Below are 20,728 nucleotides of genomic sequence, written 5' to 3' on the forward strand. Positions count from 1 at the left end.
TGACACTGTCCAATCTCGCCAAAAAAACTCTCCGATAGCGCCACGCCCTAAGGCGCAAAAAACCAATTGCCGCCGTGATATCCACGGACGCAAACCAGATCACCTGTGGGAGCAAAGCTTGCTCGCGATGATCGTGAGACACCGCGGGGCATCAGGCTGACAGCGTCATCGTTGACGTCCATCGCGAGCAAGCTTTGCTCCCACAGGTACTTCAGGCGGGATAGCCGGTGATTTCCCGGATGCTCTGGTACAGGGGTTTAAGCTGACGGTACATGCGCAAATACACGTCCTTGTACAGGCGTTCGTAGGTCTGATGCGCTTCGGGCTGAGGCATGAAGACCGCGCCGACCCGGGTCATCGCGGCGATCGCCGAAGGGAAATCGGCGTGCAGGCCAAGGCCGACGGCGCAGCAAATCGCGGCGCCAAGACCGGACGCTTCGTAGACATGCGGACGCTCCGCCGGCAGGCCGAAAATGTCTGCCGTGAGTTGCATGGCCGCATCGCTTTGCGAACCGCCACCGGCAATCCGCAAGCACTTGATGGGAGTCTTCGAGCGCTTCTCGATGTTCTCCATGCCCTGACGCAAGGCATACGCCAAGCCTTCGAGGATCGCCCGATATATGTGCGCGCGGGTATGCACATCGCCGAAGCCGATCATCGCGCCTTTGGCTTCCACACCCGGCTCACGGATGCCCGGCGACCAGTAGGGTTGCAGCATCAGGCCCATGGAGCCCGGCGGCACGGCGTTGACCAAGGCATCGAACAGTTGCTCCGGCTCCACGCCCTGCTCTTTGGCCTGCTGCATTTCCCGCAGGCCAAATTCGTTCTTGAACCAACTGACCATCCAGTAGCCGCGATAGATCATCACCTCGCAGTTGTATTGATCCGGCACCGCCGCCGGGTAAGGAGGAATCAGCGGGACGATTTCCAGATAGCGCGACCGGGTGCTGGTGATTGTGGCTGTGGTGCCGTAGGACAGGCACACCGTGCTGGTGTCGACCACGCCGGCCCCCAACACCTCACACGCCTTGTCGGCACCGGCGGCAATCAAGGGCAGTCCTTCGGGAATGCCGGTGTGACAGCTCGCTTCGGCACTGATGTAGCCCAGGGTCTCACCAGGTTTGAGCAGCGTAGGCAGTTGCTCGGGACGCACGGCCAGCGCCTGCCATTTCCAGTCGGAGGGCGCGGCCCAGCGCAAGCGCTTGAAGTCGAAAGGCAGATAGCCCACGCAGCAGCCCACCGAATCGACAAAGCGTCCGCACAATCGATGGGTGAGAAACCCCGAGAGCAGCAGGAATTTGTCGGTCGCTGCCCACACATCAGGCTGGTGGCGAGCAATCCAGTTAGCCTCGGCCTGGGCGCGAAAATAATCCACAGTGGCTTGGGCGCCAACCAACTTGAACAACCAACCCCAGGGGCCTTTGATGCCGCCTTCGACCTCGGTCTGACGCTGGTCGAGCCACAGGATGGCCGGGCGCAACGCTTTGCCCTGGGCGTCGACGTTGATCAGCGTGCCGCGCTGGGTGGTCAGGGATACGCCGGCAATCTGTGTGCGATCGATCCCGGTTTGCGCCCACACCTGCTGGCACGCCTCCCCCAATTTCGCCCAATAATAATCCGGGTCCTGTTCAGCCCAGCCGGGTTGCGTGGAGTAATAGGCTTGCAGCTCGACCTTGCCTTTGCCCAGCAGATTGCCCTGAAGATCGAACAGCAACGCGCGCACGCTTTGGGTTCCATTGTCGATGGCCAGCAGGTAACGCTTGTTCGAGTGGTTATCCATGGAGCTCTCTTCAATGGGTATGGGTGACGCACGTTCCTGAAATGCTGGGGTTGCAGTTGAGGGCAGCCGTTGAACCTGTAGCAGCTGAGGAGCGAAGCGAGGCTGCGTTCGAGGACAACGTCCTCGCCATCCAACATTTGACGACTGCTTCGCAGCCGAACGCAGCCTCGCTTCGCTCCTCAGCGGCTACAGGTGTTCGGGAGTGTCAGCGCAACAGATGCAGTGGTCCTATTGGTTCAACAACGAACCGCCGGGCAAGCCGTGATGGCGTTGCCACAACGCCCGGTAACGCTGTTCCTCCTGATGCCATCGCTCATCGTCCCAGCCCAACCGGGACTGGCAAAGGTGGCGAATGGCGGGCATGAAATCTTCGCCGCCTCGGGCCAGCAAAAGGCCCAGGCGGGTACGACGCAACAGCAGGTCATCCAGGTGCAAAATCATCTCTGTATCACAGGCAAAGGCCAGTTCAGCCCACAAGGTGTCCGTCGCGCCAACGGTGTCATGACCCAACGCCTCGATGAGTCGCGCAAGCCTCGGCAGGTCACGACCATGACGCCCGGCCAGGCGTCGCCACTGGCTGCCACTGAGCCCCGGAATCAACAGGTCAGGGACGGCGACGAACACCGGTGCGCCGTCATCTTCGAAAGGACGTTCGAGCATCAACGCGCACGCCTTGAGCACTTCGATGGCCTGCGGGCGAAAGGTCGTCAACTTGCCACCGGCCAGCGTCACGCAACCGGGCTCGTGCCACAGCACATGCTCGCGGGTTTCATTCGAGGGTTTGCCTTGGCGCTCACCTGCGGCGCTGCCCACCACCGGGCGCACGCCCGACCAGGTCGACAACACATCGGCAGCGGACACTTGGGCCTGTGGAAACTGTTGTGTGCAGGCAGCCAGCAGGTAGTCGAGTTCCTCAGCGCTGATGCTCGCGCTCTGGTCCAGGTCTTCGTGATGGTCCAGGTCCGTGGTGCCCACCACCGTGGCGCCTTCCCAAGGAAAAACAAACACGGGGCGACGGTCGCTGTCGTGCAAAAAGGTAAACGCCTGAGCCACCGGCAAGCGCCAGCCCGGCAGCAACACATGGCTGCCGCGCAACGGACGCAACTGGCGAGGGACGTCGGATGGGCGAAGACGTTCGGCCCAGGCGCCCGTCGCCACAGCCAAGACGCGACAACGCAGTTGCATCGATCCGCCGCCTTCACAATCCTCGACCTGAACCCCGCACACCCGCCCTTCATCACGTACAAGCTGCTGCACCCGCAGGCCGTTAATCCCCGTAGCGCCATCGGCCCGGGCTTCGCTCAGGACACGCATCACCAAACGCGCGTCATCGGTGAGGGCATCGACGAAACAGGTGCCGCCCAACAGGCCATCTTCCCTCACACCCGGTGCCAGATAACGCAGCTGTTGCGCATTGTGAAAACGATGGTCACGTCGCCCGGCCAGCGCGTCGTAGACGGTCAACAAACCGCCCATCACCCGTGGCCCGGGAAAGCCGCCACGGTAATGCGGCATCATGAAACTCATGGGCTCCACCAGTCCTGGCGCTTCGTCGAGCAGGCGCTGACGTTCGTGGACCGAGTCACGGGTCAGGCGCCACTGCCCCTTGGCGATATAACGCAAGCCACCGTGGACCATTTTCGAAGAACGGCTGGAAGTGCCCCAGGCGAAATCGCGCTGTTCCAGCAGCAGGCAACGCCAGCCACGGCGTGCGGCCTCGCGCAGGATGCCGGCGCCGCTGATGCCACCGCCGATGACGATCAGGTCCCAGGTTTCATCCCCCAGTGTCGGCAGCACGCGCTGTCGCCACGCGGCATTCCAGTCATGGCTCATGCCGTCACTCCTGCAACAGCGTGCCAGGGTTCAACCGCCCGGCCGGATCGAAGTGCCGACTCAGGGCCTGCAACGTGTCCATCGCCAGAAAACCCTTCTCCCGCAGCAAATACGGCGCGTGGTCCTTGCCCACGCCATGTTGGTGACTGATGGTGCCGTGGTTGTCGACGATCGTCTGGCTCGCCGCCTGTTTGAGCGCCTGCCAACGTGCGAGCGTGGCCGGGTAATCCGCCGCCGGGCGAAACACGTAAGTGGTGTAGATGCTCGAACCTTCGCCGTAGACATGGGACAGGTGAGTGAACACATGCACACGCTCGCCTTCAGCGGCCAGGGCATCGCGCAGGCTGGTTTCGATACGGTTCAGCAGGTTGTCGACATTGCTCCAGTCGGTAGCGGTTTCCAGGGTGTCCACCACATAGCCGGCGTTCCACAGGTTCTCGCGCAGGTACGGGAAACGAAAACGGTTTTGCGCCCACTTCTTGCCCAGCAAGGTGCCCGTGAACACCCCGCCGAAGGCTTTAAGGTGCTGTCGGGCCTGAGTGAGGGACAGCGCATTTTGCCGCCGATTGCCGGTCACGCCGAACGTCAGCAGGCATTTGCCTGCAGCGGCGCCACGCAGGGCCAAATATTTTTCCAGCCAGGCAATTTGCTGAGGGTGACCGGCCAGTGCCAGCTGGGTTTCGGTCTCCACGGCATTGGACAGGCGCAGCATCGACAGCGGAACGCGTGCCTGGGCCAATTGCCGGATCGCTCGCAGCGCCTGCGGCCAGTCGGGCAAAAACACCCCGTAGAAACGCTCATCGGCGGGCAGCGCACTGACCCGCACCTTGACCTCGGAAATGATCCCGAAACGACCCTCACTGCCCAGCACCACTTCGCGCATGTCGGGACCGGCAGCCGAGGCCGGGAACGTCGCGATCTCCAGGGGGCCGGAAAACGTTTCCAGGGTGCCACCGGCAAACAGTTGCTCGATTCGTCCATAGCGCAGCGACTGCTGGCCACTGGAACGGCTGGCGACCCAACCGCCTAATGTCGACAGCTCCCACGACTGCGGGAAATGCCCGAGGGTATACCCACGGGCACGTAGCTGACTTTCCACTTGCGGACCACTGGCGCCGGGACCGAAGGTGGCCAGCAAGCTCTGCTCATCAAGGTCGGTCAGGCGATTCATGCGGGCCAGGGACACCGTAACCACGGGCCGCGTGGAGCTCGGAGGGTTGATGTGCCCGGCCACCGACGTGCCCCCGCCATAAGGAATCAGGCACAGATCCCGGGTCTCGGCGAGCGTCAGCAACTGGCGGATCTGTTCGGCACTTTCAGGGAACGCCACGGCGTCGGGATAAATCCCCGGTGCTCCTTCGCGCAACGCCAGCCAGTCCGGCAGGCTCTGGCCTCGGGCATGCAGCAGGCGATCGTGCGGCTCGACGCTATACAGCCCATGCGCCGCCAATCGCGAGACCGGCACCCTGGCCAGTGCTGCCTCAAGCGTTGCATCGGGCAATGCACGACCGGCACCCACTCGCTCGGCGAGAAATCCCGCGCCCTGAGCCGGCAGCTCGACCACCGTGGTTGCATCTCCCCAGCCGTTCCAGCGTCGCATGCGTGTGTCCTTTTATCGTTTTTATCAGTGATCTTTCAGGCCCCCATACTAGCTAGCCGCTGGAAAGTGTCACGGTCGTATCCGGCCAGTTCGAGTAGCCAATTGAGTCAAACCCGCGCCGGTTTAAGTCATTTACTTTAGCTGTGGTTTCAAACTACCTTTCAGGGCATTCATCCGCGCAAGCGGGCCTTGATCAAAGGAACACGATCATGCAATCCCTCGGCTTCACTTCAGTTCCCCCGTTGCTCAAGTACCTGCGCTACGCCGAGCAACTGGGCGTTGCCATTGAGCCTGCGCTGACGGCCGCCGGGTTGCAGTCGCACCAGTTGAGCGACAACAGCCTGCGGTTGCCGGGTGAGGTCCATGAACGGTTGCTCGATTATTTCTGTGAACACTCGAATGACCCGCTGTTCGGCCTCAATGCAGCGCGTTTTGTATTGCCCAACTCCTGGAGCGTGCTGGGCTACATCACCATGAATTGCGCGACATTGGGCGACGCCATGAGCCGCATCATGCCGTTCGAGAAACTGGTGGGGGACATGGGCGTCAGCCGCGCCGAAGTGCAAGACCCACACGTGCACCTGATCTGGACCTGCCGCCATCAACGCCCGCGAATCCGCCGGCACCTGGTGGAGAATGTCCTCGGTTCGTGGCTGCAATATGCGCGCTGGATTGCCGATACCCAGCTGTCTCCGGCCGCTGTCTGGCTTGAGCATTCACAGCCCCACGACACAACGCTGGCGCAGTACGAGGAATTCTTCGACTGCCCCGTGTTGTTCGAGCAGCCCTATTCGGCGCTGATAGTGCCGTTGCCCTATTTACAGCTGCCATTGCGCCAGGCCGATGCGCAATTGCTGCGCACCCTGGAAGAACATGCGCAGGGTTTGATGGCCACGCTGGAAGACGCGTCGCTGGAGCAACGCGTCAAGAGCATCCTGCGCCAGTTGCTCAAGGAAGGGCTGCCACGCAAAGAACAGGTTGCTGAACAGTTCGCCGTGTCCGTGCGCACGCTGCAACGCCAGCTGCATCAGGCGGGCACGTCGTACCAGCAGATCCTCGATGATTTGCGCCAGGAGCTGGCCGAGCACTACCTGCTCAATAGCGCCCTGCCGATTCAGGACATTGCCCAGTACTTGGGGTTTACCGAACCGCGCTCATTTCATCGCACGTTCAAGAGCCGTCGCGGGATACCGCCGGGGGAATTTCGGCAGACTCATCGGGTGGCGGTTGATGACTGAAACTTTCAAGCAGTGGACGGCAGGAATTTTCCGCTTGATACGTAGGATGAATCCGGGTGTGGGTCAGCATTATGTGGCTTGCCTGGTTGATTGAGTTGGGTGTTCGGGCCTCATCGCGAGCAGGCTCGCTCTCACAGTTGGGCATGTGTGTTCTGGAGCGCGCGGGGCTTGTTTAATCGGTGTCAGCTTCACGTCTTGAAAGCTACAGTTTCTTGCGTGGATACCTACAGGTACGCCAGAATCCGCCGGCTTGTGCGGCTTGGGGTGGGTCGGTAACTTGGTTCGGGTCACTGATTTTCAGTGATCGGGTTTAGTCGCCCGGATAGTTCCCAACGGTTGCACACGTGTCATCAGTCAGGCATCTACCTGCACTTGATGGTGGCTGTGCGCGAGGCGTCTTCGGATGCGCCGGATTTGGGTTCTTTACCGGTCGACTAACTTGCGCACAGCCGCCTCCCTTTCGTTTAGTCGCGAGACGGTTGCGGCCTACTAAAGGAAAGATCCCATGGTCAAAGTTACCCCCAATCCGCCAGACGCAGATCCGGCAGCACCATCAGACGAACCCGTCTCAGATACTCCTCACAACACCGCCGAACGCGCCCCCTCATTCGCCGACATCAAAGCCACCCCACACAAACTCTGCTCCCTCTTTACGGTCAATCCCGAGGCCGATACCGAAACGCTGCTGGCCTATGCCTGCGAGTCGCTGGCGTCGGCCAATGTCATGGCCACTGATCTGGTGGATCATCTGGAGGGGACGTCGCGTAATGCGCTGTTGGGAATTGCGCAAGTCATCATGCTGGGCGAGCTGACGGTGAATCGGGTGCTGGATCGCCTCGAATCGCCGGCATGATGGTCTGATCAAAAGATCGCAGCCTCGTTCCACTCGGCAGCTCCTACCTGGGTTTGTGGGTAACCGCGAAATGTGTGGTTAGACCCGGTCAATGTAGGAGCTGCGGCACGCTGCGATCGTTTGACTTTACTGCGCTTAATTAAAACCTACCCGCAAGTCTCCTTCCCGCGCCAAGAACCGCCCTTCCCTACGGCCATTCGCCTGGCCATCGCGATAGCTCAACACACCGTTGACCCACACCCCGTCAATCCCTTGCGCCGCGCGTTGCGGATCTTTGAAATCCGCGACATCGCGAACCGTCAGAGGATCGAACAACACCAGATCCGCCCAATAGCCTTCACGGATTTCACCCCGCTCCTTCAAGCCGAATCGTGCGGCGGACAGCCCGGTCATTTTGTGCACGGCGGTGTGCAGTGGGAGCAGACCGACGTCGCGACTGAAATGCCCAAGCACCCTTGGAAAAGCGCCCCACAAACGCGGATGCGGAAACGGGTCTTCCGGCAATCCGTCAGAGCCCACCATCGACAGCGGATGCGCGAGGATTCTGCGTACGTCAGCCTCGTCCATTCCGTAGTACACCGCACCCGCCGGTTGCAACTTGCGGGCGGCGTCCAGCAGTGGCACACCCCAGTCGGCAGCGATGTCCATCAGGTCGCGACCACCCAGCTCCGGATGCGGCGTCGACCAGGTGATGGTGATGCGATGGGCGTCGGTGACTTGCTTGAGGTCCAGGGTCGAAGAGCTGGCCGCATAGGGATAACAATCGCAGCCCACCGGGTGAGTCTTCGCCGCCTCTTCAAGCGCTGCCAACAGTTGCGGACTGCGTCCCCAATTGCCGGCGCCAGCGCATTTTAGGTGGGAGATGATCACGGGCGTTTTTGCATGACGGCCGATCTGGAAGGCCTCGTCCATGGCGTCCAGCACCGGTTCGAATTCGCTGCGCAAATGGGTGGTGTAGACGGCACCGAAGGCGGTCAGTTCTTCGGTCAGTTGCATCACTTCATCGGTGGAGGCCGAGAAGGCGCTGGCGTAGGCCAGACCGGTGGACAAACCCAGGGCACCGGCTTGCAGACTTTCACGCAACTGCTCGCGCATGGCGCTGATTTCATCCGGCGTGGCGGTGCGGAACAGGTCGTCGAGGTGGTTGCTGCGTAACGCGGTGTGGCCGACCAGCGCGGCGACGTTCAGCGTGGTTTGCGCCGCTTCGACGGCGGCGCGGTAATCGCGAAATGTCGGGTAAACAAACGCTGACGCGGTGCCGAGCAGATTCATCGGATCGGGCGGATCGCCGCGCAAGCTCACTGGCGAGGCGCTGATCCCGCAGTTGCCGACGATCACCGTGGTCACGCCCTGACTGAGTTTTGGCAGCATCTGCGGCTGGCGGATGACCACGGTGTCATCGTGGGTGTGCACGTCGATGAATCCTGGCGCCAACACCCGACCTGCCGCGTCGATTTCTTCGTTGGCCGAGTCGTGTTGCAAGTCACCGATGCGCTCGATGCGCCCGTTCAGAATCGCTACGTCGGCGGTGTAGCCGGGGCTGTTGCTGCCGTCGATGATCAGGGCGTTGCGAATCAGCGTGTCGTACTTCATGTCAGTCTCCCAGCGGCAAATGGTCATCGCCGCCGCGGTAATCGTCCAGGGCGAGTTTGATCCGCCGCAGACGCTCTTGATTGTCTTCAGGATTGGCCAGTGCCACCTCGGTGGCGAGCACGTCGATGGCGAACAACATGCCGTAGCGCGCTGCGGTGGGTTTGTAGATGAATGAAGTTTCAACGCCTTGCAGCGGTATCACCACATCGGCCAATTGCGCCAGCGGCGAATCGGCCCGGGTGATGGCAAGAATCCGCGCGCCGTAGTTGCGCGCCAGTTCAATGACCTCGAGCAGTTCGGGGGTGATGCCGGTCAGGGAGCAGGCGATAACCGTGTGTTCCGCACCCAGGCTGGCGGCGGTGACGCGCATCATCACCGGGTCGTGGCACGCCGCGATCGGGTAACCGAAACGCACCAGTCGAACTTGCAACTCGTCACAGCACAAGGTCGAACAGCCGCCCATGCCGAAGGCGTGAATCATCCGCGCCTGGCCGAGCAACTTGACCGCATCGGCGAAGCGCGACTCGTCGAACGCCGACAAGTGCTGGCGCAGCGTCGACTCGATATCGCCGACGATTTGCCCGTAGAACGCAGACTGCTCAGGCGTGCCCGCCGGGTCGAGAAAACGGCTGCCGACACCGCTGGCCTGGGCCAGTTGCAGGCGCAAATCACGCAGGTCGCGACAGCCCACCGTGCGGGCAAAACGAGACAGCGTCGCGGTGCTCACTTCGGCTCGCTGCGCCAGTTCATCGAGGCTGGCGGACGCGGCAAACCCTACGTCATCGAGCATCAGCCGGGCGATGCGTCCTTCGCCAGCGCTGAAGGAATCCTGACGGGCTCGGATGTGGTAGAGGATGTCCATGGCGGGCGGCTCCGGTTAAAGCAGGTAGGAAAGACCCACGGTCAGACCGAAAGCAACCACCGAGATGATGGTCTCGAGCACGGTCCAGGTCTTGAAGGTCTGGGCGACGGTCATGTTGAAGTATTCCTTGATCAACCAGAAGCCGCCGTCGTTCACGTGGGAAAAGATAACCGACCCCGCGCCCGTCGCCAGCACCAACAACTCCGGATGGGGATATCCCAGACCAATGGCCACCGGGGCTACGATGCCCGAAGCGGTGGTCATGGCCACCGTGGCCGAGCCCGTGGCAATGCGCATCAACGCTGCAAACAACCAGCCCATGAGCAGTGGCGACAGATGAAACTCCTGGGCCAGGCCGACGATCTGGTCGGTGACGCCCGCGTCCACCAGAATCCGGTTAAGGCCACCGCCGGCGCCCACCAGCAAGGTGATGCTGGCGGTGGGTGCCAGGCATTCGTTGGTGAACTTGAGGATTGATTCGCGACTGAAGCCCTGGGCAATGCCCAGGGTCCAGAAACTCAATACGGTCGCCAGCAGCAGGGCGATCACCGAGTTGCCGATGAACAGCAGAAACTGGTTCAAGCCGCTGCCTGGCGTTGAAATCAGGTTCGCCCAGCCGCCGATCAGCATCAGGACCACCGGCAACAAAATGGTCGCCATGGTGATGCCGAAACCCGGCAGACGATCCCGCGGTTCGCGGTCGAGGAACTGGCGCTCCAGCGGATTATCCGCCGGCAGTTGAATGCGCGGCACAATGAATTTGGCGTACAGGGGACCGGCGATAATCGCCGTCGGAATACCGATGAGAATCGCATAGAGCAAGGTCTGCCCCACGGACGCCTGATAAGCCTGTACTGCCAACATGGCGGCCGGGTGCGGTGGCACCAGGGCGTGCACCACGGACAAGCCGGCAACCATCGGCAAACCAACCATCAGGATCGACACGCCCACACGCCGCGCTACGGTAAAGGCGATCGGCACCAGCAAGACAAAACCGACCTCGAAAAACAGCGGCAGTCCGACCAGGAACGCAATGCAGACCATCGCCCAGTGCGCGTTCTTCTCGCCAAATCGATCAATCAGCGTGCGCGCCATCTGCTCGGCGCCGCCGGACTCGGCCATCATTTTGCCGAGCATGGTGCCCAGCGCGACCACGAGCGCGATGTGCCCCAGGGTTTTACCGACGCCGGCCTCGTAAGCGCCGACCACACCGGAAGGTGGCATCCCGGCCAGCAAGGCCAGGCCGATAGACACCAAGGTGATTACGATGAAGGGATTAAGACGGTAACGGGCGATCAGAACGATCAGCGCGATGATGGCGATGGCGGCATAAACCAGCAGCCAATAGCCGAAGGACGGTGTCATGCGGTACTCCTCGAAAGGGTCACGTCGAATGGGTTGTGAAACTCTTAAATCATTTCGAGACGTGATTTTCAAACCGCATGAAAGTTATTTTCGTTCAGGGATATGGTTTGTCGTTTAGAGGCATGCGGCGTCGCAGGTAATGAAAATAGACGCTGCGGATTTTCATCAGTAACAGGGGTCACCGCGTCATCGTTCATCGCGAGTAGGCTCACTCCTACAGTGGATCTTCAGTGGACACAGATTGTGTGTTCGACAGAGATCCATCGTGGGAGTGAGCCTGCTCGCGATGACTGTCTGCTGTAATGTTTGGCGTTCTCGTGTCAGGCGAACTCTGCACCTTCGCGCTTGAGCATTTGCTTGCAGCGTTCCGAGAGGTGAAACACGCGCAGGTGTTTGCCGGCCTTGGCGTAACGTTCCCGCAGGGTTTTCAGTGCGGCGATGGCCGAGTAGTCGACGAATCTCAGGTGACGGCAATCGATCGTCACCACGGCCGGGTCATTGGCGGGATCGAACTGATTGAGAAAGGGCGTGGTCGAGGCGAAGAACAGTGTGCCGTGCAGGTGGTAAAGCTTGCTGCCGTCGGCCTCGATGTGCGCGTCGGCGTACAGTTCGCGGGCCTGCTGCCAGGCGAAGTTGAGTGCTGCGATGACGATGCCGCAGAGCACGGCGGTGGCGAGGTCGGTGAACACCGTAATGACCGTCACGGCGACGATGACCAGCACGTCGTTCAGCGGCACTTTGTTCAGCACCCGCAACGACGCCCAGGCGAACGTTTGCTGCGACACCACAAACATCACGCCCACCAGCGCGGCCAACGGAATTCGCTCGATCAGCGGCGACAAAAACAGGATGAACAACAGAATCAGTACACCGGCCACGACCCCGGACAACCGCCCACGTCCGCCGGAGCTGAGGTTGATCACGGTCTGCCCGATCATCGCGCAACCGCCCATGCCGCCAAACAGCCCGGAGACCATATTGGCTGCACCCAGCGCCACGCATTCCCGATCCGGGTAGCCACGGCTCTCGGTGATTTCATCGGTGAGGTTCAGTGTCAGCAGGGTTTCCAGCAGCCCCACCATGGCCATCAATAGGGCGTAAGGGGCGATGATGCGCAGGGTCTCGAGATTCCAGGGAATGTCCGGCAGCGCGAAGGTCGGCAAGCCGCCGGCAATGTGGGCCATGTCGCCGAGGGTGCGGGTCGGCAGGCCCAGCAAATAAACCGCAAGCCCCACACCGAGAATCGCCACCAGCGCGGGCGGCACGCTGCGGGTCAGACGTGGCAGCAGGTAGACGATCGCCATCGTCGCAGCCACCAGGCCGGTCATCAGGTACAGCGGGGCGCCACTCAGCCAGGCTTCACCGTTCTTGAAATGCTCCAGCTGCGCCAAGGCAATGATGATCGCCAGGCCGTTGACGAAGCCGAGCATGACCGGGTGCGGCACCATGCGCACCAGCTTGCCCAGCTTGAGCAGACCGAAGGCCAGCATGATCAGCCCACCCAGCAGCACGGTCGCCAGCAAGTACTGCACGCCGTGTTGCACCACCAGCGCGACGATGACCACCGCCATCGATCCGGCGGCTCCGGAGACCATGCCCGGGCGGCCGCCGAACAGTGCAGTCAGGGTGCAGATGATGAACGCGCCATACAGGCCCATCAATGGGTTGAGATGAGCTACCAGCGCAAAGGCGATGCATTCGGGCAGCAAGGCGAACGAGGTCGTGAGTCCGGCCAGGACATCGGCGCGCAGACGTTGTGGTTTCATGGGTTACCCAGACTGTACGGGCCGCAGGACGTGGCCGGAAACGAGGGTGGGGATGTTACGGAATTGGGGGCAATTCGGCCAGTTGCGGGGAGGCTGAAAATGCCATCGCCAGCAGGCTGGCTCCCACATTTGATCTCTGCCGAACACAGATTTTGTGTTCAACAAAGCCCCCTGTGGGAGCTAGCTTGCTAGCGATGAACGATGACGCGGTCTACAGCGCACTCACACCATTTCGTCACGAATCCATTCAACCACCGACGTGCGTTTCGGTACCCAGCCCAGCAATTCGCGCGCATGTTTGCCGCGCACACGGCTGTTGGAGCCCAGGCCATAGTTGGCCATTTCATAGCCCCATTCGGCTTCGGCGTCCTTGAGCGGCCAGTCTTGCGGCGCGCCCAGTTTCAACGCTTCGGCCATCGCCGTGGTCATGTCGATGAACGACGCTTCACCACTTTCGACGAAATAGAACGTACCCGGAACGTTGTTGGTCAGCGCCAGCAAATAAAGGGCCACCACGTCTTCGATGTGTACATTGGACCAGATGTTCTGACCGCTGCCGACGTGACGCACCACACCGCTTTTACGCGCCTGTTTCAGCAAGCGCGGCAATTGCACGCTGTCGCGATTGACGCCCAGGCTGTGGCCGTAGATCAGGGTGTTGCAGATCACGGCCGAGTTCACGCCGTCTTTCGCTGCCGCGAGGATCAGGTTGTCGATGGCCACGCGCGCCGCCTTGTCGACGGTAGGCTCCGGCAGGTTGTCTTCGATGTAAATGACGTCGCTGGATTTGCCGCCCGACGCATCGCCGACGATGCTCGAACCGCTGGTGTGCAGGAACACTTTGTTGGAACCGCGCAGCGCGTCGAGCAAGGCTTGCACTGCGCCGCGATGGTCGCTACTGGCGGCATTGATGACGGCGTCGGCCGCCTGGGCTTGCTCGGTCAGCAGTGCGCTGTCATCAAGCGTCCCGATGACCGGAGTGATCCCCAGCGCCTTCAACTCATTGGCTTGTTCAGTGCTGCGAACCAGCCCCGTGACGGTATGACCAGCCCGGACCAGACCGGTAGCGATAGAACCGCCGATAAAACCTGCAGCGCCGGTAACGAATACGTTCATGGAGAAACTCTCTGCGTGAATAAGTGATGTGTCCAGTATTGAGGACCTGGCCCCCTGGAAACAGACGGTGCAGCCCAAATCACTCTTGCGCAGGGATCACGAATCAGCCGTTGAAATCTGCAAGTGCGTACGCGGCCAGTTTCCCCTGAATGAAGTCGAGGAAGCACTGAATCCGCAGGGCCAGTTGCGAGTTGCGGTAGTACACGGCGTTGATCGGCTGGCGATAGCCGCTGTTGAAATCCGCCAGCAGCACATGCAGGCGACCGGCGCGAATATCCTCGATGGTCATGAAGTGCGACAGGCAGGCGATGCCCTGACCTTCCAGTGCCAGCTGCCGGATCGTCTCGCCGCTGGAGGCGCTGATCGAGGCCTGGATCGGCCAGCGGTCACCATGCACGTAGCGCAACGGCCATTGGTTCAAACCTTCGTTCTGGGTGAAGCCCAGCAGGTTATGTTCGGTCAGGTCCGCAACCGCCAAGGGCGCGCCGTGCTGTTCCAGATAAGCCGGGCTGGCGACGATGTGCAGCGGGCTGCAACCCAGGGAGCGGGCGTGCAGCGTCGAGTCGGCCAGGGTGCCGATACGAATGGCGATATCGGTGCTTTGTTCGAGCAGGTCGATGATCAAGTCATTGCTGTTGAGCTCAAGCTGGATGTCCGGGTAGAGGCGGCGGAATTCGTCGATGTACGGCACGATCGCGTGCAGCATGAAGGGCGACGCGGCGTTGATGCGCAGACGCCCGGACGGCGTTTGCTGGCGGGAGGTCAGGCGCTCTTCGAGTTCGTCCATCTGATCGAGAATCCGCTTGGCATGCTCGAAGAAGTACTTGCCCTCCTCCGTCAGGTCCATGCGCCGCGTGGTGCGGTTGATCAAGGTGGTGTCGAGCTTGGCCTCCAGCCGCGACAGTGTGCGGCTGACGGCAGAGGGCGTCTGCCCGACCTGCTCGGCGGCAGCGGAAATCGACCCGCATTCAATCACGCAGACGAAAATCTGCAATTCATCGGATCTGGCTTTCACGTGTGTCCTCTCAGCGTTGCACTTATCGCCAAAATCGCAGCCTGCGGCAGCTCCTGCAGGGAAATGATCACTCTGTAGGAACTGCCGCAGGCTGCGATCTCTTCAATCGTTGCGACCGATAGTAGCCTGAAACACTTAGGCTGACAGGCCAAACACCTCGGCCAGATGCTGTTCATAACGCGCCACATCCGCCTCGATGTTCGGGCGTTTCATCACGTCAACACAGAGGAACGTCGGCAGGCGAGTCATGCCGAGGAACTCGTTGGCTTTATGGAACGGGAAATACACCGCGTCCACGCCCTTGGCTTCAAAGAAGTCGGTCGGATCGTCGAACGCTTGCTGCGGCGCGTTCCAGGTCAGCGACAACAGGTATTGCTTGCCGTGCACCAGGCCGCCGCTGCCGTATTTCTGCGAGGCATCGGAACGGGTACGACCGTCGCTGGCATAAAGGCTGCCATGGCCTTCGGTGAACACTTCGTCGATGTATTTCTTGACGGTCCACGGAGCGCCCATCCACCAGCCGGGCATCTGGTAAATGATGACGTCGGCCCAAAGGAATTTGGCGACCTCTTCGGCGACGTCGTACCCCTCATCGATGAAGGTGGCTTTGACGTCGATGCCGCCACGGTCCAGTACGCTCAGCGCGGCTTCATGCAAGGTGGTGTTGTAGAGGCCATCGGAGTGGGCAAACTTTTTACCGCCATTGAGCAACAGGACTTTTTTCATGGGGAGTTCTCATAAGGTCTGGAATTCGATGGCGGCAGAATATCGACCGGCCTCGCGCGGAGTAACCGCTGAATTCGCAAAACTCATTTGACCTGCACGCACGAATCGACCGCGTATTGTTGCTTTAGACTGGCACTCATTCTTAAACGAGGATTTTTTAGTGAGTGAGATTCAAGGCTTCATCCTGCAGGCCAAGACCCGTCCGGAAAAGGCGGACGCGTTCGAAGCGCTCTTCAGCGGCTACGTGCAAGCGAGTCGCGCCGAACCGGGTTGCATCGAGTACCACATGCTGCGCGATAAACAGGACCCGACACTGTTTATCTTCTATGAGATCTGGCAGTCCCAGGCTCACCTCGACGTGCACTCGAACCTGCCGCACATGGCGAGTTTTCGCGAGATGCGCATGGAGTATCTGGAGCGCGATTTCGATATCCGCGCCATTGATATGCTTAGCCCGTCATCCGCTAGCCGTTAATCAGCAAATGGCCGCCGAGCACGCCGAGGCCAATGAAGAAAACACGCTTGAACAACGGGGCGCTGATGCGCTGGCGTAACCATTGACCCAGCAGCATGCCGGCGACTGCCGGGATCAACGCCAGCAGCGACGCGCTCAACTCGCCTCCACCGAGGGCGCCGCGCCACAGCAGGCCGGCGGCCAGCGCGAGGGTCGAGACGGTGAATGACAGCCCCAGTGCCTGCACCAACTCATCCTTGTTCAACCCCAGCGCTTGCAGATACGGCACGGCTGGAATCACGAACACGCCGGTGGCCGAGGTGATGACGCCCGTCAGTACGCCACAGAGCGGACCCAGCCAGCGCTCGGTGCGCGGGGCGACGTGGAAGGTCGGCAGCAACAAGCCGCTCAACGCATACAGCAGCAACGCCGCGCCCAATCCTCGTACGACCCAATGCCCACCGGCCATGCCGATCCACAGCGTGCCCGCGCCCGTGCCGATGAAAATCGCCAGCAACATCGGCCACAACCGTTTGATCAATCGATGCAGATGACCACCGAAGGCCAGTTGCCAGACGTTGGTCAATGTCGCAGGAATGATCAACAGCGCAGCAGCCTGCGAAGGAGCCATAGCCAGACCGAGCAAACCCATGGCAATGGTCGGGAGGCCGAGGCCGATCACGCCTTTGATCGTGCCGGCCAGGAGGAAGGTGGCGATGACCATCAGCGACAGGGCCAGGCCGAGATTCTGGTAGAACGCGACGAGAGTATTCATGGGGTTATCGTGGGCGTGGATGGGGGAGTTGAAAAGCTGGTTTATACTGAGGTTGCCTCTTGATTTGATTGAGGCTTGGATTTTCTGTATAGCTAATGACGCCATCGCGAGCAGGCTCGCTCCCTCATTTGATTGCATTCCACTGTAGGAGCGAGCCTGCTCGCGGTGAGGACAGCTCAGGCAACATAAACTCATGGAAAAACCATGCACTTCGACCTCACCGACCTGCGCCTCTACCTGAACGTCCTAGACACCGGCAACATCACCGCCGGTGCCGCGCGCAGTCATTTGTCCCTGGCGGCGGCGAGTGCACGGATCCGCGCCATGGAGGCTTCACTGGGGATTGATTTCCTGCAACGCGGTCGCCGGGGTGTCACGCCGACCGCCGCCGGTAAAGCACTGGCGCATCACGCCCGGCTCCTGCTGCAACAGGCCGAGCGCCTGCAGCAAGACCTGGCGGAGTACGCCAAGGGCGTGAAAGGCCAGGTTCGATTGTTGTGCAACACCACGGCAATCACCGAGTACCTGCCGGAATTGCTCGCGGATTTTCTGTGCACCCACCCCAACCTCGACATTGACCTGCAAGAGCTGCCCAGCGCCCGCATTACCCACGCCTTGCGCCAGGGCGCGGCGGAGCTCGGAATCATCTCCGACGCCGTCGACACTCATGACTTGCAGACCCGCGCGTTTCGTGACGATCCGCTGGTACTGGTCATGCCCCTCACCCACCCCTTGGCCGACCTCGAAGCCTTGAGCTTCAGCGACACCTTGCAGCACGATTATGTCGGTCTGAATGCCGGCAGCGCCTTGGCGATTTACCTGGAAGAACAAGCCCTGCACAGCGGTTCACGCCTGCAGATCCGCATCCGTGCCGATGGCTTCGACGGTGTGCTGCGCATGGTGGCTCGCGGCGTTGGGTTGGCGGTCGTGCCTCGTGCCGCCGTCACCCGCTGGACAGGTGAACGCCCCTTCAAAAGCGTCCCGCTGCAAGAACACTGGGCCCAGCGCAAACTGCTGCTGTGCGCCCGGGATTTTGCGCTGCTGCCCGGATACGCGAAGGCGCTGCTGAACGCCTTGACTCTCCCCTGAGGGGCAGACTTTACCCTTGCGCTTTCCTCTTCAAGGACGGTGACAATGGGCAAGCGTATTCTGGTGATTCTCGGCCATCCTTCCAGCAACAGTTTTTGCTCTGCGCTGGCTGAGCGCTACACCCAATCGGCGTTGCGCGCCGGACATGAAGTGCGCCAGTTGTTTCTGGGTCAACTGGATTTCGATCCGGTACTGCGGGAAGGCTATCAACAGGTCCAACCGCTGGAAGCCGGTTTGCGCCAGGCCCAGGCGGACATCCTGTGGGCGGAACAACTGACGCTGGTTTATCCCATCTGGTGGGGCGGGATTCCGGCTTTGCTCAAGGGTTTTCTCGATCGCGTGTTCCTGCCAGGTTTCGCGTTCAAATACCGCGAAGGCAAAGCATTTCCCGACAAGCTTCTGCGCGGCCGTAGCGCGCACTTGCTGGTGACCATGGACACACCGCCCTGGTACTACCGCTGGTTCTATCGCATGCCCGGCCTGCATCAGATGCGCAAGACCACCCTGGAACTCTGTGGCATCAAACCCACCAAAACCCTCACCTTCGGTCCGATCCTCGGTTCCAAGCCGACGCAGCGCGAGCGGTGGCTCAGGCAAGCCGAGGCTATCGCCTGCGGCTGAGTCTGCCGATAATGCAGCCGACTCGATAAAAGGGATTTTTCATGTACATCGGCCAAGCGGCGCAACGTTCCGGCACCACGATCAAAAGCATCCGTCACTACGAAGCAATCGGCCTGCTGCCTGCTCCCCAGCGTCAGGGGAAATACCGCGTGTATGACCAGCAAAGTATCGATCTGCTGATCTTCATCAAATGCGCTCAGCAACTGGGCTTCAAGTTGAAGGAGTTGCAAGCGGTCTTCAGCGGCCATCAAGGTCAGGAAGTGCCTTGGGCATTGGCGCATCAGGCCATCGCGAGCAAAAAGCTCGAAATCAGCGAACGGATCGAGGTGTTAGGGCGGCAACATGCTCAATTGGTCGCGTTCGAACACAGCATCGAACAGGCCAGAGCCGATTGCCCGCTGGAGAGTCTTTAAGGGTACTGCGCGTTTCTGGACACCCCGATGTCGAGCACAGACAACTGATCGTGCGAGGGGCGCTATAGGGTGCGACTTCGTTCTTGCATCCATTGCCTGGAGTCCACATGACCGCACCTATTACCGTTCTTCGCGACACTCACCCGCTGCCGGTACTCGACGCCTGCAAATGGGAAAAACTCGAAGGCGATCCGCACACCGTCAACCTCAACGCCTACACCAGCGAAGACGGCAGCAAGATCATGGGCACCTGGATCTGCACGCCGGGCAAATGGTATGTGGAATACGTGAAGTGGGAGTATTGCCATTTCCAGGAAGGCTACTGCGTGATTACCCCGGAAGGCATGGCGCCGATCCATCTGCGCGCGGGTGACATTTTCGTGGTCGAGCCGGGCATGAAAGGCACGTGGGAAGTGGTTGAGACCGTGCGCAAGTATTTCGTGTTTGCGTGATGCAAAAAAACCGGGAGATCACTGGACGTGGTCTCCCGGAAAAACAGTTTTTCTGGGTCGATAGATAACCCTGTGGCGAGGGGATTCAGCGAATCGTCGCACCGCCCCGTTCGGCTGCGAAGCAGCCCCAAAACTGCGACGGAGGTGTATCAGGTACACCGCGTGCGCTGATTTTACGACTGCTGCGCAGCCGGACGGGGCGGTGCGACGTTTCGCTAAATCCCCTCGCCACAGTAATGTGCTCACCTTAGGCTTTTCTAAGTGAACAGCATTGCGATAAGCGTCTGCCTTATTGCGGCTTGCGATAGCTATTAATGATCGCCGAGAAGTCCTGGCCACCCTCACCGCGCAAACTCATCGCCTGATACAACTGCTGGGCCACCGCGCCGAGTACCACCGGCTGGTGCGCCTGACGTGCCGCTTCAGTGGCCAGTCCCAGATCCTTGAGCATCAATTCGGCTCCGAATCCGCCGGTATAGCCGCGCGAGGCTGGTGCAGTTTCGACCACGCCTGGCCACGGGTTGTAAATCTCCGAACTCCAGCAACGCCCGGTGGAGCTGTTGATGATGCCGGCCAGCACGCCCGTGTCGATACCCAGCGCATCACCCAGGGCCATGGCTTCGCTGACGCCGACCATGGAGATGCCGAGCAGCAGGTTATTGCAGATCTTGGCGATCTGACCGGTGCCGACTTCGCCGCAATGGACAATGTTGCGGCCCATTTGCGCCAGCACCGGTTGCAAGGTGGCGAACAGCTCAGGTGTGGCACCGACCATGAAGGTCAACGTACCGGCAGCCGCACCACCCGTTCCGCCGGACACCGGCGCATCGGCCATCGCCACGCCTTGCTTGGCGGCGGCGGTGGCCACTTCACGCGCAGTCTGCGGATCGATGGTGCTGCAATCCACCGCAGGCACACCTTTGGCAATTCCCGCCAACACGCCGTCTTCACCCAGCCACACGCTGCGCACATGCACAGCAGCCGGCAGCATGGTGATCACCAGTTCAGCACCTTGCGCGGCTTCACGGGCCGAAGCGCTGATGCTGCCGCCCAGTTGCTCCAGCTCAGCCAGCACGGTTTTGTTCAGGTCGACCAGGTTCAGCGAATGGCCGGCCTTGATCAGGTTGCGCGCCATCGGCGCGCCCATGTTGCCGAGACCGATAAAAGCAATTTTCAT

19 protein-coding genes are annotated in these 20,728 nt (G+C 60.8%); 7 read left to right on the plus strand and 12 right to left on the minus strand.

All coding sequences use genetic code 11. The features are described from left to right. Positions 1 to 211: 211 nt before the first annotated feature. The 3 genes from H7698_RS11660 to H7698_RS11670 all read right to left on the minus strand — a co-directional run bounded on the left by H7698_RS11660 (position 212) and on the right by H7698_RS11670 (position 5,213). On the minus strand, positions 212 to 1,780 hold the full coding sequence (locus H7698_RS11660) for an FGGY-family carbohydrate kinase (RefSeq protein WP_194691454.1): 1,569 nt from the start codon (positions 1,778 to 1,780) through the stop codon (positions 212 to 214). 228 nt (positions 1,781 to 2,008) lie between these two features. After that, positions 2,009 to 3,613 carry a glycerol-3-phosphate dehydrogenase/oxidase gene (locus H7698_RS11665; RefSeq protein WP_194691455.1) on the minus strand — a complete coding sequence of 535 codons (1,605 nt, stop codon included), beginning with the start codon at positions 3,611 to 3,613 and terminating at the stop codon, positions 2,009 to 2,011. A gap of 4 nt (positions 3,614 to 3,617) precedes the next feature. Then, positions 3,618 to 5,213, minus strand: a complete 1,596-nt coding sequence (locus H7698_RS11670; RefSeq protein WP_194691456.1) for an FAD-binding oxidoreductase — start codon at positions 5,211 to 5,213, stop codon at positions 3,618 to 3,620. Positions 5,214 to 5,422: 209 nt separating this feature from the next. Here H7698_RS11670 and gliR point away from each other — a divergent pair, with 209 nt between their 5' ends. Both gliR and H7698_RS11680 read left to right on the plus strand, forming a co-directional pair. After that, complete coding sequence (gene gliR, locus H7698_RS11675; RefSeq protein WP_162437866.1) at positions 5,423 to 6,451, plus strand: AraC family transcriptional regulator GliR; 1,029 nt, start codon at positions 5,423 to 5,425, stop codon at positions 6,449 to 6,451. 505 nt (positions 6,452 to 6,956) lie between these two features. Beyond that, positions 6,957 to 7,304, plus strand: a complete 348-nt coding sequence (locus tag H7698_RS11680) for a DUF6124 family protein (RefSeq protein ID WP_194691457.1) — start codon at positions 6,957 to 6,959, stop codon at positions 7,302 to 7,304. Between the two features lie 135 nt (positions 7,305 to 7,439). On the opposite strand, the gene H7698_RS11685 is transcribed toward H7698_RS11680, so the two are convergent. The 7 genes from H7698_RS11685 to H7698_RS11715 all read right to left on the minus strand — a co-directional run bounded on the left by H7698_RS11685 (position 7,440) and on the right by H7698_RS11715 (position 15,747). Further along, positions 7,440 to 8,897: an N-acyl-D-amino-acid deacylase family protein gene (locus tag H7698_RS11685; RefSeq protein ID WP_194691458.1), complete on the minus strand. Its 1,458-nt coding sequence runs from the start codon at positions 8,895 to 8,897 to the stop codon at positions 7,440 to 7,442. Between the two features lies 1 nt (position 8,898). Further along, entirely contained in the window at positions 8,899 to 9,759 is an 861-nt protein-coding gene (locus tag H7698_RS11690) for a MurR/RpiR family transcriptional regulator (RefSeq protein WP_194691459.1), read from the minus strand. Positions 9,760 to 9,774: 15 nt separating this feature from the next. Beyond that, positions 9,775 to 11,124 carry a GntT/GntP/DsdX family permease gene (locus H7698_RS11695; RefSeq protein WP_162437862.1) on the minus strand — a complete coding sequence of 450 codons (1,350 nt, stop codon included), beginning with the start codon at positions 11,122 to 11,124 and terminating at the stop codon, positions 9,775 to 9,777. Between the two features lie 320 nt (positions 11,125 to 11,444). After that, a complete protein-coding gene (locus H7698_RS11700) occupies positions 11,445 to 12,890 on the minus strand; it encodes a SulP family inorganic anion transporter (protein ID WP_194691460.1) in 1,446 nt (481 codons plus the stop codon). A 222-nt stretch (positions 12,891 to 13,112) separates the two neighbouring features. Further along, entirely contained in the window at positions 13,113 to 14,006 is an 894-nt protein-coding gene (locus H7698_RS11705) for an NAD-dependent epimerase/dehydratase family protein (protein ID WP_194691461.1), read from the minus strand. Positions 14,007 to 14,109: 103 nt separating this feature from the next. Then, positions 14,110 to 15,021 (minus strand): LysR family transcriptional regulator, encoded by a 912-nt coding sequence (locus H7698_RS11710; RefSeq protein WP_162437859.1) that lies wholly within the window; start codon positions 15,019 to 15,021, stop codon positions 14,110 to 14,112. A 135-nt stretch (positions 15,022 to 15,156) separates the two neighbouring features. Next, positions 15,157 to 15,747: an NAD(P)H-dependent oxidoreductase gene (locus H7698_RS11715; protein WP_194691462.1), complete on the minus strand. Its 591-nt coding sequence runs from the start codon at positions 15,745 to 15,747 to the stop codon at positions 15,157 to 15,159. Positions 15,748 to 15,907: 160 nt separating this feature from the next. On the opposite strand from H7698_RS11715, the gene H7698_RS11720 reads away from it, so the two are divergent. Continuing rightward, positions 15,908 to 16,222 (plus strand): putative quinol monooxygenase, encoded by a 315-nt coding sequence (locus H7698_RS11720; RefSeq protein ID WP_194691463.1) that lies wholly within the window; start codon positions 15,908 to 15,910, stop codon positions 16,220 to 16,222. On the opposite strand, the gene H7698_RS11725 is transcribed toward H7698_RS11720, so the two are convergent. Further along, a complete protein-coding gene (locus H7698_RS11725; protein ID WP_194691464.1) occupies positions 16,212 to 16,976 on the minus strand; it encodes a sulfite exporter TauE/SafE family protein in 765 nt (254 codons plus the stop codon). The two genes, H7698_RS11720 and H7698_RS11725, sit on opposite strands and share 11 nt — an antisense overlap. A 204-nt stretch (positions 16,977 to 17,180) precedes the next feature. Between H7698_RS11725 and H7698_RS11730 the strand changes: the two genes are divergently transcribed. The 4 genes from H7698_RS11730 (at position 17,181) to H7698_RS11745 (ending at position 19,551) form a co-directional block, all read left to right on the plus strand. Continuing rightward, the gene (locus H7698_RS11730; RefSeq protein WP_194691465.1) at positions 17,181 to 18,065 is read left to right on the plus strand and encodes a LysR substrate-binding domain-containing protein; all 885 of its coding nucleotides are present in this window, start codon (positions 17,181 to 17,183) and stop codon (positions 18,063 to 18,065) included. Between the two features lie 45 nt (positions 18,066 to 18,110). Further along, on the plus strand, positions 18,111 to 18,686 hold the full coding sequence (locus tag H7698_RS11735) for an NAD(P)H-dependent oxidoreductase (protein WP_194691466.1): 576 nt from the start codon (positions 18,111 to 18,113) through the stop codon (positions 18,684 to 18,686). A 41-nt stretch (positions 18,687 to 18,727) separates the two neighbouring features. Then, positions 18,728 to 19,099 (plus strand): MerR family transcriptional regulator, encoded by a 372-nt coding sequence (locus tag H7698_RS11740; RefSeq protein ID WP_162437853.1) that lies wholly within the window; start codon positions 18,728 to 18,730, stop codon positions 19,097 to 19,099. A 107-nt stretch (positions 19,100 to 19,206) separates the two neighbouring features. Then, positions 19,207 to 19,551 (plus strand): cupin domain-containing protein, encoded by a 345-nt coding sequence (locus H7698_RS11745; protein WP_028624747.1) that lies wholly within the window; start codon positions 19,207 to 19,209, stop codon positions 19,549 to 19,551. 289 nt (positions 19,552 to 19,840) lie between these two features. Here H7698_RS11745 and mmsB read toward each other — a convergent pair whose 3' ends face one another. After that, on the minus strand, positions 19,841 to 20,728 hold the full coding sequence (gene mmsB, locus H7698_RS11750) for a 3-hydroxyisobutyrate dehydrogenase (protein ID WP_194691467.1): 888 nt from the start codon (positions 20,726 to 20,728) through the stop codon (positions 19,841 to 19,843).

Origin of the sequence: Pseudomonas sp. p50(2008) (assembly GCF_015351605.1) — a bacterium.
Lineage (GTDB): Bacteria > Pseudomonadota > Gammaproteobacteria > Pseudomonadales > Pseudomonadaceae > Aquipseudomonas.